This is a genomic window from Massilia sp. Mn16-1_5, from assembly GCF_004798585.1.
Classification (GTDB): Bacteria; Pseudomonadota; Gammaproteobacteria; order Burkholderiales; family Burkholderiaceae_D; genus Telluria.
Map to the genome: position 1 here is coordinate 294,497 of NZ_PPXQ01000003.1, position 15,919 is coordinate 310,415.

Genomic DNA, 15,919 nt, shown 5'->3' on the forward strand with positions numbered 1-15,919 from the left:
AGAGCCCGAGTATCTCCTTGCTAATGAGCCTTCCGGTTTAGGTGCAGTGGTCAATTCGTAACCTCGAGCCCGACACTACCGGACAGGAGCATGGATTGGTTCAGAAACTACCAGAAAGTTTTGAAAGGATTTTTGTCCACTACGGAGTCGACTTCAGGCCATGGAGCTTTAATGAGCGGGTCTAGCCAGTCGGCCATATGTGCTATCAGCTCGAGGCTGCTGGCAAGTTCTGCTGGTGCTGTAGCTTGGTTCGCTGACACATCTTTTATCAAGCGGCGAAGTGAGCGAGCACGGTCGAGGTCCTTTGCCATCCTTTCGAAGTTAGCAAGCTTTGCCAGTAGCGAGTCTTTGTTTGCTTTTGCGGCTTCCCAATCGTCTGCCTTCTTTTGGCGAACTCGTTCGCGCTCCGCTCGCACTTCGTTCTCAACATTGCGACGAATGGCCGAATCTGCGACGGATTGGAGAGCCTTTTTCACTTTGACTTCAATTGTCCCGCGAGCGGTATCGTCGACTTTGCAGCTCTCATAGTAGGTCGTAGCGTCGACAATGGACACGCTTAATTTCTCTGTCGGGATATAGCGATATTCAGGTGGGCGATATTCCCAAGTTCGCTGCCGTGCCATGCCGCGCGGCGCCTTCTGAGGTTTTAGAGCGGGTGGCGGTGCCAATTCCTGCATAATTCGTTCTCGTATGTAAATGAAGAAGTGCCGTCCATGCAAAATGAAGCAATTTCGCTTCTTGCTTGTGTCGCGGCGCATCCCGCGACGCAAGAGAGGTACAGGCAGATGTGAGTTCTCAAATTTCGCACCCAATATTTCGAGTTCATGCGCAAATCTGTCTACGAGCATAATTGCTCGTTGTTTCTGTTCTGGAGAGACAGAAATGTCTGCCCAGGTAACCCCCAGTGAGCTCAAGGCGCCTTCTTCAAGTTTGGTACTCTTGAGAGCTCGTGTGACCAGCTTCGTTTGAGGAGAAAAGGCTTCCGGTTCAAGAGGTGCCACGTACTCTGGGCTTTCTGACTTTTCGGAGTGAATCGTGGCGCGTTGAGCTTTAGCCACACGCTCTTCCAATACACAATCTACCTCCACAACATTTATGACTCGCACGTACGTTGTGGGGACGGTAGTCTCGTGCAGTACCGGTTGAGGAATCGACTTGCCGGCCGCAAGCTTCGCCCAATACCCTCTAGGCGGCATCGGAACGTCCAGCGTTACACAGATTTTCCGAAGCCCCACATCGGACAGTCCGTATTCTTTCGCCAAGGTTTTTACTGAGGTAGCCCACACTTCATCGAACAGTTTCTGCCGCTCGAAGGACGTTTTTTTCCACATGTACGTTCTTCCTTCATGGTGATGAGCTTCACCACTGTACCTGAGGGGATTAAAGTAAATACGACGTTAGGAGCCGTTGCTACCGTGTCAGACAAGCACGACGCTCTATCAGCAATTTATTTCGGGCTAACGTCTCAATGCTCGATATCTAAGTGCTATTCTAACGGTTTGTTGCGTGAAAGAATCAATGCTCGAGTGCAATGTATCTGATTAAACGTAAATCCTTGGCTATGAGCGATGTAAGGGGTAGGATAGCCGAAGTGGACAATGTTGTAACCATGATTTTGATTGCTTTGATATGGTGCGGATTCAGGTGCTGCTCGCTGGCCTGAACTTTTATCAGGGAGATGACGTTTTTGGGAAGTTAAAGATATCGTAAACCAGGCTGATGCTTCTTTAGGTTGAGGTAAATAAGCTCAGTTGCAGATAAAAGAGTCGAAGTCACCAAAAAGCGATGGAAGGCTTTATTTTTAGTAATGGCAGTCGTAGTCAGGCCCAGTTGATATAGAAAGAATGCGCATCATAAATGTTAGAAACTCACTCTAATGGTATCGCGAGAAATTATAGTGCAACTTATTGATATCCCACCGGTTAAAGACTGGCTGTCTCAATTCGAGATTCCGGATGTTTACATGGCAGAGCATATGCTTCTTCGCATGCGATATATCGGCTTTGAAGAGTTTGAGGAATGGCTTCACACCTCAGTTAATTCAGTGCTTGAAGAAATTGCAGCCAAAAACGGGAAAAGCGCTGTTGCGATATTCCCTGTAAATAAGCCATTTATTCACAAGTTCAACAAAGACAAAGAGATAAAATTACCTAGCGATAGTTCGGGTAGAATAGCTCACTCACTGAAAAATATCGAACGCGACCTACCGAAACATGTAGAGCTCACGCCAAGGCTAGATTCCATGCGAAAGCGGAAGGTTAGGAACATTATTTTTGTTGATGATTTTGTTGGAACCGGTGATAGGTTTATAAATTCCTGGGAATCAAGTGTTTCGAGCACTATTAAATCTTGGTGTTCATTCGGGTGGTGCAAAATCTGGTTTCTGACGTTCGCTGCGCATCAATCTGGAATTAAAAAGATACTTAAAAATATTCATTCTTTAGAAATGTCGCGTATACGGGTGAATTTGTCCATCAATAAGTCTTTCATGTTGAAAAACTCTGGTATGGAAAGCGTATTAAGGAAGTACGGCAGCGTGATTGGGCCTGAGAATCAAGTTATGGGATATGGTGGTCTAGCGACACCGATAGTTTTTCAGTATGGTGCTCCTAATAATTTGCCTCTAATTTTTTGGCAGGGCTCTGCAGGAAATAGTCGGAAAAGATGGAGGCCGTTATTTCCGAATCGCAGTATATCCTCAGAAGTATATCCTCTTTTCAACGAGGATTTGGCTAAAATTGCAATGCCTGAAGAGCTCTGGACTAGTGGCCATTATCAACTAGCACTTAACTTTATGGATGCTGTTTCAGGGTATGGGCAAGAGCAGCACCAGTTGCTCTTAATACTTACTCTGTTATCAAAAAAACGGACTATTGAAGAAATCAAGGACTTACTTGTTCTTCCTGGTAATAATTTTGACGCTTTGTTAAGGCAACTGAAAATTAGTGGTGTGATTGATGAAAATGCAACACTCACTCGATTTGCTCACGACATCATTGCTCGGTTGGGTAGGAAACGTGAAAAACGTGTTACAATACGGGAAGAAAAATTCTATTTTCCATCAAGTTTTTCGGGGTTCCGTCGTGAAGCTTAGTCGTAGCTGATACGCACTGGCCGTATCAGCTTCCGTTGATGACTCTTAGATTCGGTGCATCGGTCTATGGGGTTGTCATTGAGCACGGACTTCCGTCGCTCATTGTAGGTGCCGCCGCTTGAGTGAGTACTAATGTGCGCTTTCGCGCTCGTTCTCCTGCTCCTCCGGGCGTCGAAGCCTTTGCGCAAAAGCGCACATCAGAACCTCACTTGCGTGAGGTGAAGTAAGTTATGCAATGGAACCCCAATCTTTTTCGCAAAGAAGGTAATGCACGAGGGTATGACGATTTATACCTAAATGCTTTAGTGTCTCAAGGCCAAAGAACCGCTGCGCGTGGCTTGCCTGTCGTCTTTTCGTTAGCTCACTTAGCGAACCTATCCCGCACGCTTTATGCAGATTTGCATGGGTTTGTAAGTCGCTCAGGTATCGAGTATCCTGACTTTCCATACAAAAATTTCCCAATTGCAAAGCGTACTGGCGGTAAAAGATGGATTTCTATCCCTGTTCCTCAGTTAATGGCTGTTCAACAGTGGATTAATCAGAATATTCTTAATAAAGTTGTCCCGCATCCAGCTGCCTTTGCATATGTGCCGAAACGTAGGCTCATTGAGCACGCAAGCCTTCACTGCGGCGCAGACTGGATAATTAAAATAGATATCAAGGATTTTTTTAGCAATATTTCAGAGAAACAGGTATTCAACGTATTCTTGGGTTTGGGATATCCTGCATTGCTAAGTTTTGAAATGGCTCGAATTTGCACTCGTGTCACTCCGCTTCGAAAAGGTGCTCGCTGGAAAAATTCTTTTAAGGCGCATTCGATTTCAAGTTACGACTCGAGGTTTGTAGGCAGTTTGCCGCAAGGAGCTCCTACAAGTCCGGCATTATCCAATCTAGTGTGCATGAAAATGGACGAAGAGTTAACCGAGTGGGCTATTTCGAAATCTGTTACTTATAGCCGCTATGCTGACGATTTATGTTTTTCCTTCGTAAACTCTAGTCGTCAGTCTGCATATGATTTGCAGCGAGAAGTCACTAAAATATTGCGAAAACACGGTTTTTCAGATAACGGGAAGAAAACTAGAATTATTCCTCCTGGTGCACGCAAGACGTTGACTGGTCTTAATATTAATGCTGCTAGCCCTAGCATACCCAAAGAGGTACGCGATTCAATAAGACTGCACCTGTATTTTTCTGAAAAAAATGGTATATCCGAGCATTGCGAAAAACGTGGATTCTACTCTATCATAGGTTTTAAACATCATTTATTTGGTTTAATTTCTTATGTTTTGTCTGTTGATAAGAGCAAAGGTGAAAAATTCCGCCAGCAATTCAACGCGTTGCCCTGGCTTGACTTTGAAAATTAGCTGTAATTAATATATTTATAATAATACTCAAGGAAAGTCGGGGTAGCTATTGCAGGGCGGACCTTGCTGGCGTCACCCGGATGTTGTGTCTGTCTAATAATTGCTAACACAAAGTTGTGCAAGTGAACGCTTCTATTACTGTCGAGGCTTTTTTGGCAAGTTATCGTAGCGCGACGCTCCGTTCACATTTTTGGCTGCTCAACCAGAAAAGCAGTGTTGAGTGGAAATCTTTCTTTTCTGTAAAGCAGCCTTCTGGAAGAGCGCTCTCAAAAAATATGTGCGACACGGCTAGATGAGTGTGCCGCATTTTTCATTTCACCTTTCACGAGGAGCACTGCCACCAACTGCTCCTTGGCGCTGCAACTGCCTGCACGCTTCCTTCAGCCGCTTCTTAGTGAAGCCGAATCCGCTTCTGCACAGCACGACATGCCCGTCTAATGCAAGGGGAGAATGCGCCAGGCAGGTCCCACTCCAGCTGTCGTCAATAATGATGAACGGTTGCGACGGCTCACGATGTGCCTCAAGCCACCCCTCGATTTCGTCTCGCCGACTCGACGACAGTGCCCGTGGCGTTCTCCACTCCGCATGTAGGTTCTGCACTACGAACTGCAGCTGCGTCCGAGTCAGTGCTTCGCACATCTGCTCTCGGTCGAGGTATGTTGCCCACGACGAGCTAATAACATATACAGGTTTGAACTCAGCATGGAGCTGACGCAAATTCTCTGCTGCGCCGAAGTCAACGAGGCGCTGCCACATCTCTGGATAGTCCGGAATCGTCTGCTCGAATATTTTCAACAGCAGGCCGCTGTGATGCACGTCGTCCAAGCAAAGGACGTCGTCCATGTCGAGAAACACGAGGGAGCGAGTGTCATGTCTCATATCATCATCATTTTCCATAGATGTTGCCTTTATCTCGTAATTCTGTATTAAAACAACGCATTCGCTAATTGAGACTTTAGTTTCCTGTCTATGAGGCTGAATGTGGTTAGCCAACTTAAGTGGACTGTGGCCATATGCGGCTCCAATCACTCTCGAGGTGGATGGAATCGAGCACTAGGTCCGACGTGAATGCCGCTTCATATGTATGCTGGTCATCAGTGAAACTGGTCAAATGCATGCCATGCAATTTCTGGCGATACAAAACATAGGTCAGGTCGCTAAGTCCATGTAACGGTATGGAAGATTCGAATACTGCTGCAAGAGCTTCGTCAAAAGCACCGACTGTCGCGATTCTTGCCCGGAAATAGTCATCTGGAGCGCAACCATCGCGAAGTAACGCCTTCAAATGCTCTTTTGCGTAGTAGTACGTCGCTAGGGCTTGTATCTCACGAAGGAAGTCTGGGAAGTTGCTTGGGCAGTAAACATGAAGTAAATGTTCGAATGTGGAAGCTAGTAGCACAGGGTCGGTCTGCCTGATAACGGACTCAAGATAGCGCCGCTTACTCTTGCTCGCCTCTGTCATTGTAGAGTCCGTTATAACATAACGCCCCCATGCTAACGAATCCTCGGTCAGAGTGAATGGGCGGCCGAGCCATGGCGGCGAATACATCGGGCGAATGCGTTTGGCAATCATTTCTGAGGTCACAGGGTGGCCTTTTATTTGCGGTGTAATCAAGTCTGCGTTGGAAGCTCATCCCACATATACTCGCAAACTTCAAATGATATTTGCGCATGGGTTATATAAATAAAATTAAACACCGGCCAGCTGCCGGCTAAAAGCTCTCTTTTTTTTGGCGGAGAGGTTTCAGTTACGCGTATCGACGCTGTTGCTTTACGTGTTTGACACATAAGTTTTACGACTTCCTCTCGTGTTGTAGTTGGCGGAAAACCAGCTATCCCGCAAAATTCGGGAAATTGCATGTTGTGGACACGATGGTCTTTATGCCGCTCTGCATATGCGACAAGCGCCTCGATGGCTTGGATAATGTTCGACTTCAACCCAGGCGTGTGTAGGCGTAATGTTGAAACTTTCAATTTTCAAACTCACTTCTAATAAAGGAAATGTGGCGGCCCGTTCAAAAAGCGCAGGGTGGATGCGTAACTTACGGAGCCGATGCACCGCAGACGTTGCTATTTCTTTCTTACCAAGAGTCACTCGTCTCGGCTCGATAGTTAACTTTCCGCCGAACTAGCAGTTCGAGGTAGCAGCACAGGAACGCTCAACGGAATCTGCAATATTCTATCTTGGAATATTCGATTTTGGAATATATATCAGCTCCGTGCAAGCTGTTGCTCCCAGCAAGCAACGGCCGACAATGGAAAAGACAATCTACACACGAGAGTACGGCGTCATGCTCAGAGTTCTTCGCGAGATGCGTGAGCAGGTACCCCTTACTCAGATGGAGCTCGCGTCGAAGTTGAACGTCACGCAAGTGTTTATTAGCAAATGTGAGAGTGGCCAGCGTCGGTTAGACCTAGTCGAGATACGAGCATGGTGCACGGCAATGGGCGTCTCGACTTCAGACTTTCTCGAGGCAGTTGAGGCTGGAATCGCAAACGCGCATACACAAAGAGATGCGCCCGGGTGAGTTTGGCAAAGTGGCGCGTTACTGCGCAGGACTCAATCCCGAGGCACCAAGGACGGCTGATGACTGGTTCGTCCGTCTGAGTGAAGTCAGAACAGAGTCAGAACGCGATTTGCCACACTGACCTAGCTGAATAGAGGCGGCGGCACTAGGACCGCTTTTACCGCCGAAGCCGCACATGGCATGCTTATGAGCCGAGCTTTTCGCGTCCTGAGTACGAGAGCGCGGGCCGGGAGTAGACTCGCGATTGGCGACGTTTACGCCCCTACCTATGACAGGCGATGAGAAACCTTGACGCGTAACGCCTTACTTGAGGACGTAAGGTATCGCGAAATCTGGCCCTAGAGGAGTTCGAGTTAGGTCAGCAATTTTACCAAATTGCTCCCTCTATATGCGTCTCTCGCCGCTCCAGTCATTAAGGGCAAATTCGGTGCTGTCCGTCTACCCCCTTTCGATGGAATAACGTCAATTTTTGTCCCCAAGGCAAGTCAGGCATGCGTTACAATTGCGGTACATTTTCTCTTGCCAATCTGCAATATGGAACGCAAGTCTGACACGCTGAATCTTCGGATAACCCCGGAATTAAAGGAACTAATTCGATTAGCCGCTGAGCGCGAGCACCGAACAATCGCAAACTTCATTGAAGTGCTTGTGAGGCAACACTGCACTACGCATGAAGTAGCTGTGCCGAATAAGCAGCCGTAGAGCCGCTAAGTCAACTAGGGGGATTGATGGACGTATTTCAGTTTCGTGAGCACATCGTTGCTGACTACGAACAGTTTACTCGTAGCTTTACGCGCATCCGAGCCGATGACATTCGGGCGTACGTCGACCGTGAGTACGACAGCCAACGCTACTGGCCTGAGCCGCTCATTCAAATCAATCCGAACTTCCGGTCAGGTGGCACCGTCGACGAGCTCGTTCAAGCGGGACAACTGAGCGAGGAATGCTCGGCCATCTTCCGGTTGGGTAAGTCGGCTAGTTCTGCCGGCATGACGCTGCCGTTGCACCAGCACCAAGCTGAGGCTATCAGCTTGGCGTCGGCCGGCGAGAGCTATGTCATGACTACCGGCACGGGCTCTGGCAAGTCCCTTAGCTACTTCATTCCCATCGTCGATGCTTGCCTCAAGGCGAAAAAGGTCGACGCAACACCTCGCACGCGCGCTATCGTCATTTATCCGATGAATGCGCTGGCCAACTCCCAACTTGAGGAGTTAAAGAAATTCCTGGGCTCGGACCCTGCGACGCAATCCGTGAGCTTTGGGCGCTACACCGGACAAGAGGGGGATGAGGAGCGTCACGCTATGGCCGCGACGCCGCCAGACATTCTCTTAACCAACTTCATGATGCTCGAGCTGCTGATGACCCGGCAGAACGACATCGACAAGGCCGTGATGCGCAATGCTAGGGGGCTGCGCTTCTTGGTGCTCGACGAGCTGCACACTTACCGCGGTCGCCAGGGTGCCGACGTCGCGCTGCTAGTGCGGCGGGTGCGTGAAGCACTTTCTAGCGAACTCATCTGCATCGGCACCTCGGCCACGATGGCGTCTGAAGGCAGCCAGATGGAGCGTAATGCTGTCGTGGCCAATGTCGCTCGGCGTCTATTCGGCACGCCCATCCCCGAACGTAACGTCATCACAGAAACTCTGCGTCGAACAACGCCAGAGAGCCAGACGCTCCAGACGGTGCAGAGTCAGCTCGGTCCCGCCATCCGCGCCGGGGTGCCCATGGACCTTGAGTTTGAAGCGATGGCGGCGCACCCCATGTCGGTGTGGGTCGAGCTCACCTTGGGCCTGACTTACGAGGACGACAAGCCCCGGCGCGCTCGCCCGCGCAAACTTGCAGATGCTGCCCAGTCGCTCCACGAGGCCTCGAGGGAGTCAATAGAGACTTGCTTGGCCTACCTCCAGCAATTCATGCTGCGTGCCTACGCCGTGACCGACAGCTCCGGCAAGAGCCTCTTCGCCTTCAAACTCCACCAGTTCATCGCTGGCGGTGGCAAGGTCTACACGACGCTCGAGGCACCTTTCCACCGTGCCATCACCCTCGACGGGCAACAGTTCGTTTCTGGAGATGACCAGCGGCAGCGGAGGTACTACCACGTGCACTTTTGCCGCGACTGCGGCCAGGAATACATCCCGGTGTGGGATACCGACGGCCCCGAAGGCCGTGCTTTCAACGTGCGTAGCATCGACGAGCGTCAACATGATGACGAGCAGGTGAAGTTCGGGTTCCTGATGCCCGACGGCCGCGGCCTGTGGGACCCGGAGGTGCTGGAGCGCTACCCGGAAACCTGGCTGGAGGAGCGCGCCGATGGCGAGTGGCGCATCAAATCAGGCCAGCGCAAGTTCATCCCACAATCGGTCAAGGTACGGCCTGACGGCATCACCACCGCAGACAAGGGACTGCTAGCCTGGTTCATCCCCGGCGCCTTCCGTTTTTGCTTGGCTTGTGGGGTGTCGCACACGTCGTCTGGCAAAGATGCCCTGCGCCTTACGTCGCTGTCGGGCGAAGGCCGCAGCTCCGCCACGACGATGCTCACGCTGTCGGCACTGCGCTACCTGTACGAAGAGGACCAGCAACTGTCCCCGGACGCCAAGAAGGTCCTAGGGTTTTCCGACAACCGACAGGATGCGGCCCTGCAGGCCGGCCATTTCAACGACTTCCTGCAGGTACTGCTGACCCGGGCCGCGTTGTTGTCCGCAGTGCATAAAGGCGGTGGCCAGGCCCTGTCAGAGCGCGAGGTCGCAAATGCTGTGTTCGACGCGTTGGGCTTCCACCGCGACGACCCGGCCGTGCGTGCTGAGTATATGCAGCAGCCTGAGGTTAAGGGCAACACGCGGCGGCAAGTACAGGAGGCCATGCGCGGCATCCTAGGCTACCGCACATTTTTTGACCTACGGCGTGGTTGGCGCTTCAATAACCCTAACCTAGAGCAATTGGGCTTAGTGCGCATTAGCTACCAGGACATCGAAGACCTCGCCGCCGATGCGTCCGAATGGGCCACGGCACCGCGGGTGCTCCAGGCGGCTACGGCCGCCGAGCGCTCCGTCGTGCTACGAGCCCTGTTCGACTTCATGCGCCAAGGCCTGTGCATCGCCACACGCTACCTGGACCGCACGGAGCTCGAACAACTGCGGACGCAGAGCTACGCTAACCTCCGAGAGCCCTGGGGTTTCACTGAAGATGAGCGGCCCATAACCGCGCGCTGGTTCGTTACTTCCCGCCCTCGCGAAGAAACCGACCGTCGCGGCCGCCGAGTGAAGGTCGAGGACTTCTTGGTTATCGGCTCGAGCCGTTCGCGTCTTGGTCGAATGCTGCGGCAGGGTAGCACCTGGGGAGGAGGCAATCCCTACTACAGGGACATCGACGACCATACCTATCCAGACGTCATCGCTGCGCTGCTCAAAGCCGCCGAGTCGTATGGCTTAGTTAAGCGCGAAGAAACGGACGTGGGCCTGACTGGTTGGCAGCTGAACGGCACGACACTGCTGTGGGAAGTGGGTGCGGGTCAGAGCCAGCGCCAAGCCGAGGGCAATGAATTTTTCCGTGGCCTGTATCGCAATATCGCTGGGCTGCTTGCCAGTCCAGTGCACCAGCTCTTCGATTTCGAAGCCCGCGAGCACACGGCGCAGGTGGAGCAGGAGGACAGGCTGGAGCGAGAAGCCCGCTTCCGCTACACCGAGAAGGACCGCGACGAATGGCGAAAGAAGAATGGCACCGAGCTCGATTGGCTGCCAGTGCTGTTCTGCTCTCCGACCATGGAGCTCGGTGTCGACATCTCATCGTTGAACACCGTCTACATGCGCAACGTACCGCCCACACCGGCCAACTACGCACAACGCAGCGGTCGTGCTGGCCGCGCTGGGCAGCCGGCCTTGGTCATCACTTATTGCGCCAGCCAGTCTCCGCACGACCAGTATTATTTCCGCGACCCTGTGCGAATGGTGCACGGGCAGGTCAACGCGCCCACGCTGGACCTGGCGAACTTGGAGCTGGTTAAAAGCCATATGCATGCCATTTGGCTGGCTGAGACCGGGAAACGCCTGGGCAACAGCGTTCGTGACCTGTTGGACATGAATCTACCTGAGAAGCTGCCCATCATCGACGAAGTGGCCGCTGACCTGGACAAGGCTGAAGCCAAGAAGCTGGCGCATAAACGAGGGCTCAAGGTGCTAGGTATGCTGGCCAATGAGCTGACACCCAAGAACGCACCTTGGTACAGCGACCACTGGGCAGAGACGGTCTTTCAACGGGCGTATCTTGAGTTCAACGATGCCCTGCAACGTTGGCGCGACCTGTACCGAGCTACGGCTCAGGCTATTGAGCTGAACTTCAAAATCGAAAACAATCCGGCCGCAAGTGAGCGTGAGCGCCGCGAAGCCCAGCAGCGCCACAATGAGGCCCGCAAGCAGCGAGACCTGCTGCTGGCCGGCGATAGCGCTTTTAATTCCGATTTCTATACCTATCGCTACCTTGCCAGCCAAGGCTTCTTGCCCGGCTACAACTTCCCGCGCTTGCCTCTGCTGGCCTATCTGCCAGCGCGGCGGGGCAGCATCGGCCGCGAGAGCTTTCTATCCCGCCCACGCTTTCTTGCGCTCGGTGAGTTCGGTCCCTACAGCCTCATCTATCACGAGGGCAGCCAGTACAGGGTGACTAAGGCCCTGCTGACTATCAGTGGCCAAGACCAGGTCAGCGAGGGCGCGCGACTACCCACTGAAGTTGCCCGCCTATGCCCCACTTGCGGCTACGGCCACTTCCGCTCACAGCGCGATGCCGACCGTTGCGTCTCCTGCGGCGCCTCGTTGTCGGGAGCGCAGGAGGTAAAGAGTCTTTATCGTATCGAGAACGTTTCGACTAAGCGCGCCGAGCGCATCACCGCCAACGAAGAAGAGCGCGTACGCCAAGGTTACGAGATGCAGACCACGCTCCAGTTTGCGGAGGCCGAGGGGACGCTGAATATGGTCACCACTGTGGTCGTAGACGATGAAGGCCCTTTGTTGGAATTGCAGTACGGTCCATCCGCCACCGTTTGGCGCATGAACTTCGGCTGGCGCCGACGTAAGGAGAAGTCCATCCGGGGCTTCATGATGAATCCTGTCACCGGCCACTGGGTCGGCGGGGTGGAGGACGGCAACGGCGAGGTGGAGAACGAAGGTGAAGCGCCACCCGACAAGACGCCACCGCAACGCATCGTGCCCTACGTCGAGGACCGCCGAAACATTCTTATCGTGCGCCCGCACCAGCGCCTTGGCGAGCTTAAAGCCGAGACCCTGACCACTCTGCAATACGCACTCAAGCGGGGTATCGAGGCCGTTTACCAGCTAGAAGAAAGCGAGCTGATGGCCGAGCCCCTGCCCACGCGCGACAATCGCCAGTCCATCCTGCTGTTCGAGGCGGCCGAGGGCGGTGCCGGCGTGCTCACCCGCTTAGCCACAGAGCCCGATGCCTTGTCGGCCGTCGCCGCAAAGGCTCTGGACGTTATGCATTTTGTAGGGCCGCCGGCCGGCCAAGCATGGTCCCGAAATGCGCTGACAGAAGAACTCGACCACGAAGGCAAACCGTTGTGCGAAGCTGGCTGCTACCGCTGCCTGCTGTCCTATTACAACCAGCCGGACCATACCCTCATCGACCGCAAGGACAAGGATGCAAGCGGTCTGCTGCTCGACATTTTGTGCCGCCTGACTCGGGCTCGCGCCCATCAGGGCACGCAAGGGCGCACACCGGAACAGCACGATGCCGAACTCGCCCGGACTGCCGGCAGTAACTTGGAACAGGCTTGGCTGGACCATGTCATCCAGCACGGCTACCGTAAGCCAGACCGTGGCCAGCACACTATCACTGGAGCCAAAGTTTGCACTGACTTCTTCTATGACGAGATGAACCTAGCCGTCTTCATTGATGGGCCGCACCACGAAACCGAAGCCCAGCGTGTACAGGACGCCGCCATAAACCGGACCTTGGACGAGCTTGGCTACTTGGTTATTCGCTTTCCTAAAGAGCAGGCCCACTGGCCCGACATTTTCAAGAATAACGCCGACCTTTTTGGTCCCGGCAAAACCTGATTTGATATGAATGCCCCAACTCTGGAATTCCTTCCAGGCAGCCTCGTTGCAGCCCGCGGCCGTGAGTGGATAGTTCTGCCCCGACCCGAAACACTCGACAACCAGACGCTGCGCCTGCGCCCCTTGGGGGGCGGCGAGCGCGATGAAACCCTTATCTACCTGCCGCTAGAACGTCAGCCAGTCGAGCCCGCCACCTTCCCGTGGCCCACGGTCGCTCAGGCGCGCAGCCACGCTGCCAGCCAACTGCTGCTGGACGCACTGCAGTTAAAGCTGCGCAATGGTGCGGGCCCTTTTCGCAGTTTCGGCAACATCGCTGTCGAACCTCGCGCTTACCAGCTAGTGCCATTGCTGATGGCGCTCAAGCTGCCGACCGTGCGCCTGCTGATTGCGGACGACGTCGGTATCGGTAAGACCATCGAGGGGGCGCTCATTGCTCGCGAGTTGCTTGACCGCGGCGAGGTCCAACGTATGACAGTCCTGTGCCCGCCGCATCTCTGCGAGCAGTGGCAGCGAGAGTTGACCGAACGCTTTCATATCCCTGCAGTGGTGGTACGTTCCAACACCGCCGACCGCCTGGAGCGAGACCTACCGCCCGGTACCTCAGTCTTCCACGCCTATCCCTACACCGTGGTGAGCCTTGACTACATTAAGTCCGAGCGCCGCCGCGAGGCTTTCCAGCGTTTCTGCCCCGAATTCGTCATCGTTGACGAGGCTCACACCTGCACGCAAGGTGGTGAGGGCCGCCAGCAGCGTTACCAGTTGCTCAAAGGTCTTGCCGCCGATGCCGAGCGCCATTTGGTACTCCTCACGGCCACCCCCCATAGCGGTGATGAGGATGCCTTCTTCAATCTTCTTGGCTTGCTAAGAGCAGACTTTACTCAGCTGAAATCCCTGCCGGCCGGCCAGCGCAGCGACTTACGTGAAGCCCTGTCGCTCCACTTTATCCAACGTCGCCGGCCCGACATCGCCGAGTGGCAGGACACCTCGATGTTCCCCGAAAGGCGTACCGCTGAAATTACCTATAAGCTGACCGGTGCGTGGGGACAGTTGTTTAACGATGTGCTCACCTATGCTCGTGAGCTTGTCGAACGCTCTGAAGGCCAAGGCCTACGCGAGCAGCGTATGAATTGGTGGGCGGCACTGGCCCTGCTGCGCTGCATATCGTCATCGCCCGCGGCTGCAGTCAACGCACTGCGTACTCGCCTGCAAGGGGCGATGGGAGAAGGCGGCGAAACTGAAACCACCTCGCTCCAAGATTTCGAAGCCCAAGCCGTAGACCGGGTGCTCGACGGTATGGAAGATGCCCTGTCCACCGACGACATTGAGCCAGGAGCGCAGACTGAAGACAGTCAGCGACTGCAGGCTTTGATGGGCAACGCCGCGGCGCTGGCGGGCCAGCAGAACGACCCCAAGCTCGCCAAGCTCCAGGACCACGTGGCCCTGCTGTTAAAGGATGGTTTCCAGCCTGTCGTCTTCTGCCGCTACATCGCCACCGCGCATTACGTGGCCGCGGCACTGCAGGAACGATTCAAGTCCGCCACCATTAAAGCCGTGACCGGCGAGCTCACGCCCGACGAACGCGAAGCAGCAGTCGAGCAGTTGGGCGATAGCGAGACCCGTGTGCTGGTAGCAACCGACTGTCTGTCCGAGGGTATCAACCTGCAAGGCCTGTTCACCGCCGTTGTCCACTATGACCTAAGCTGGAATCCCACTCGTCATGAACAGCGGGAAGGTCGAGTAGACCGTTTTGGCCAAAAGGCACGCGAGGTGCGCAGTACCATGCTCTACGGTGAGGACAACGCGGTTGATGGCGCTGTGCTACAGGTCATCCTCCGCAAGGCAGAGAGCATCCGCAAAGAGCTGGGCGTACTCGTGCCTATGCCTGACGACGAGGGCAAGCTCACGCAGGCACTAATGAATGCAGTGTTGCTGCGGAAGGGTTCGGCAACTTCCTATCAATCTCAGTTGGACCTTTGGGGTGAACCAGCCAAAGAAATTGACCTCGCTTGGCAAAGCGCTATGGAAAAGGCCAAGCAGAACCATAGCATCTTTGCTCAGCGCCGCCTCAAGCCCGAGGACGTCCTTCCCGAGTTGCACAAATCTGCTGCCATACTTGGTGGTGAAGCTGAGGTCGAACGCTTCGTCATCCGCGCTGCGGCCCAGCTCGGTGCCGCACTGGAACCTGTGAGGCAGCACTTTAAGCTACTTACCGAACACCTGCCACCGGCCGTGCGAGAACGTCTCGCAGTCGAGGGCCTGTCCGGCACGCTGCGCATTGACTTCCATCAGCCTGCAGCTCAGGGTACCAACTTCATCCATCGCACCCACCCCTTGGTAGCGGTATTAGCCGACACGCTGCTGGAACAGGCATTGGACGAAGCTGCGGTCGAGGACACTGGCGTGGCACGTGCCGGCACGGCATTCGTGAACGCTGTGTCACTCAAGACCACAGTGCTGTTACTGCGCATCCGCCATCAGCTCACTGTCACACGTGGCCAGCACCAACGGCTGCTGATGTGCGAGGAAGCTGTAGCCGTCGCCGTCAACGGTTCCGACGCCTTCACCGAACTCACTCCCGAGCAGACACGGCAGTTGCTGGGAGCGGAAGCGATTCGTAACATGCCCACCCCGTTACGTAACCGCCAGCTGCAATCCGCGCTTGATGCCTTGCCCAGCTGGCAGCCACAGCTCGAATCTATCGCCAAGGCCCGTGCTCAGGCCTTGCTGCAAGACCACCGCCGCGTACGCGAAGCAGCGGAGGGCCGCGGCAGCTATCAGGTCACCGCGAGCCTGCCCGTAGATGTGATGGGTCTGTATGTCCTGCTGCCAGACGCCGGCGCAGCCACCACCGCCACCGCTTTGGGAGCCTGA

Annotated in this window: 9 protein-coding genes; 6 read left to right on the forward strand and 3 right to left on the reverse strand. The window is 54.2% G+C overall.

Going from position 1 to position 15,919, the window contains the following annotated elements:
- Positions 1–107: 107 nt before the first annotated feature.
- Positions 108–1,331, reverse strand: a complete 1,224-nt coding sequence (locus tag C2862_RS05170) for a hypothetical protein (protein ID WP_136219034.1) — start codon at positions 1,329–1,331, stop codon at positions 108–110.
- A gap of 632 nt (positions 1,332–1,963) precedes the next feature.
- On the opposite strand from C2862_RS05170, the gene C2862_RS05175 reads away from it, so the two are divergent.
- On the forward strand, positions 1,964–3,094 hold the full coding sequence (locus tag C2862_RS05175) for a hypothetical protein (RefSeq protein WP_136219035.1): 1,131 nt from the start codon (positions 1,964–1,966) through the stop codon (positions 3,092–3,094).
- Between the two features lie 230 nt (positions 3,095–3,324).
- Positions 3,325–4,458 (forward strand): reverse transcriptase family protein, encoded by a 1,134-nt coding sequence (locus tag C2862_RS05180; RefSeq protein WP_136219036.1) that lies wholly within the window; start codon positions 3,325–3,327, stop codon positions 4,456–4,458.
- A gap of 315 nt (positions 4,459–4,773) precedes the next feature.
- On the opposite strand, the gene C2862_RS05185 is transcribed toward C2862_RS05180, so the two are convergent.
- Positions 4,774–5,355 carry an HAD domain-containing protein gene (locus tag C2862_RS05185; RefSeq protein WP_136219037.1) on the reverse strand — a complete coding sequence of 194 codons (582 nt, stop codon included), beginning with the start codon at positions 5,353–5,355 and terminating at the stop codon, positions 4,774–4,776.
- Positions 5,356–5,452: 97 nt separating this feature from the next.
- Positions 5,453–6,031, reverse strand: coding sequence for a hypothetical protein (locus tag C2862_RS05190; protein ID WP_136219038.1), 579 nt, complete (start codon positions 6,029–6,031; stop codon positions 5,453–5,455).
- A 718-nt stretch (positions 6,032–6,749) separates the two neighbouring features.
- Between C2862_RS05190 and C2862_RS05195 the strand changes: the two genes are divergently transcribed.
- The 4 genes from C2862_RS05195 (at position 6,750) to C2862_RS05210 (ending at position 15,919) form a co-directional block, all read left to right on the forward strand.
- Positions 6,750–6,986, forward strand: a complete 237-nt coding sequence (locus C2862_RS05195; RefSeq protein WP_373888245.1) for a helix-turn-helix domain-containing protein — start codon at positions 6,750–6,752, stop codon at positions 6,984–6,986.
- A gap of 534 nt (positions 6,987–7,520) precedes the next feature.
- Positions 7,521–7,688, forward strand: a complete 168-nt coding sequence (locus tag C2862_RS05200) for a DUF1778 domain-containing protein (protein WP_136219040.1) — start codon at positions 7,521–7,523, stop codon at positions 7,686–7,688.
- Between the two features lie 26 nt (positions 7,689–7,714).
- Complete coding sequence (locus C2862_RS05205; RefSeq protein ID WP_136219041.1) at positions 7,715–13,048, forward strand: DEAD/DEAH box helicase; 5,334 nt, start codon at positions 7,715–7,717, stop codon at positions 13,046–13,048.
- A gap of 6 nt (positions 13,049–13,054) precedes the next feature.
- The gene (locus tag C2862_RS05210) at positions 13,055–15,919 is read left to right on the forward strand and encodes a helicase-related protein (protein WP_136219042.1); all 2,865 of its coding nucleotides are present in this window, start codon (positions 13,055–13,057) and stop codon (positions 15,917–15,919) included.

What these genes read in the sequence shown, in the direction of transcription:
- C2862_RS05170 (WP_136219034.1), bottom strand. Translation starts at nt 1,331, where the DNA reads ATGTGGAAAAAAACGTCCTTCGAGCGGCAGAAACTGTTCGATGAAGTG.
- C2862_RS05175 (WP_136219035.1), top strand. Translation starts at nt 1,964, where the DNA reads ATGGCAGAGCATATGCTTCTTCGCATGCGATATATCGGCTTTGAAGAG.
- C2862_RS05180 (WP_136219036.1), top strand. Translation starts at nt 3,325, where the DNA reads ATGCAATGGAACCCCAATCTTTTTCGCAAAGAAGGTAATGCACGAGGG.
- C2862_RS05185 (WP_136219037.1), bottom strand. Translation starts at nt 5,355, where the DNA reads ATGGAAAATGATGATGATATGAGACATGACACTCGCTCCCTCGTGTTT.
- C2862_RS05190 (WP_136219038.1), bottom strand. Translation starts at nt 6,031, where the DNA reads ATGATTGCCAAACGCATTCGCCCGATGTATTCGCCGCCATGGCTCGGC.
- C2862_RS05195 (WP_373888245.1), top strand. Translation starts at nt 6,750, where the DNA reads ATGCTCAGAGTTCTTCGCGAGATGCGTGAGCAGGTACCCCTTACTCAG.
- C2862_RS05200 (WP_136219040.1), top strand. Translation starts at nt 7,521, where the DNA reads ATGGAACGCAAGTCTGACACGCTGAATCTTCGGATAACCCCGGAATTA.
- C2862_RS05205 (WP_136219041.1), top strand. Translation starts at nt 7,715, where the DNA reads ATGGACGTATTTCAGTTTCGTGAGCACATCGTTGCTGACTACGAACAG.
- C2862_RS05210 (WP_136219042.1), top strand. Translation starts at nt 13,055, where the DNA reads ATGAATGCCCCAACTCTGGAATTCCTTCCAGGCAGCCTCGTTGCAGCC.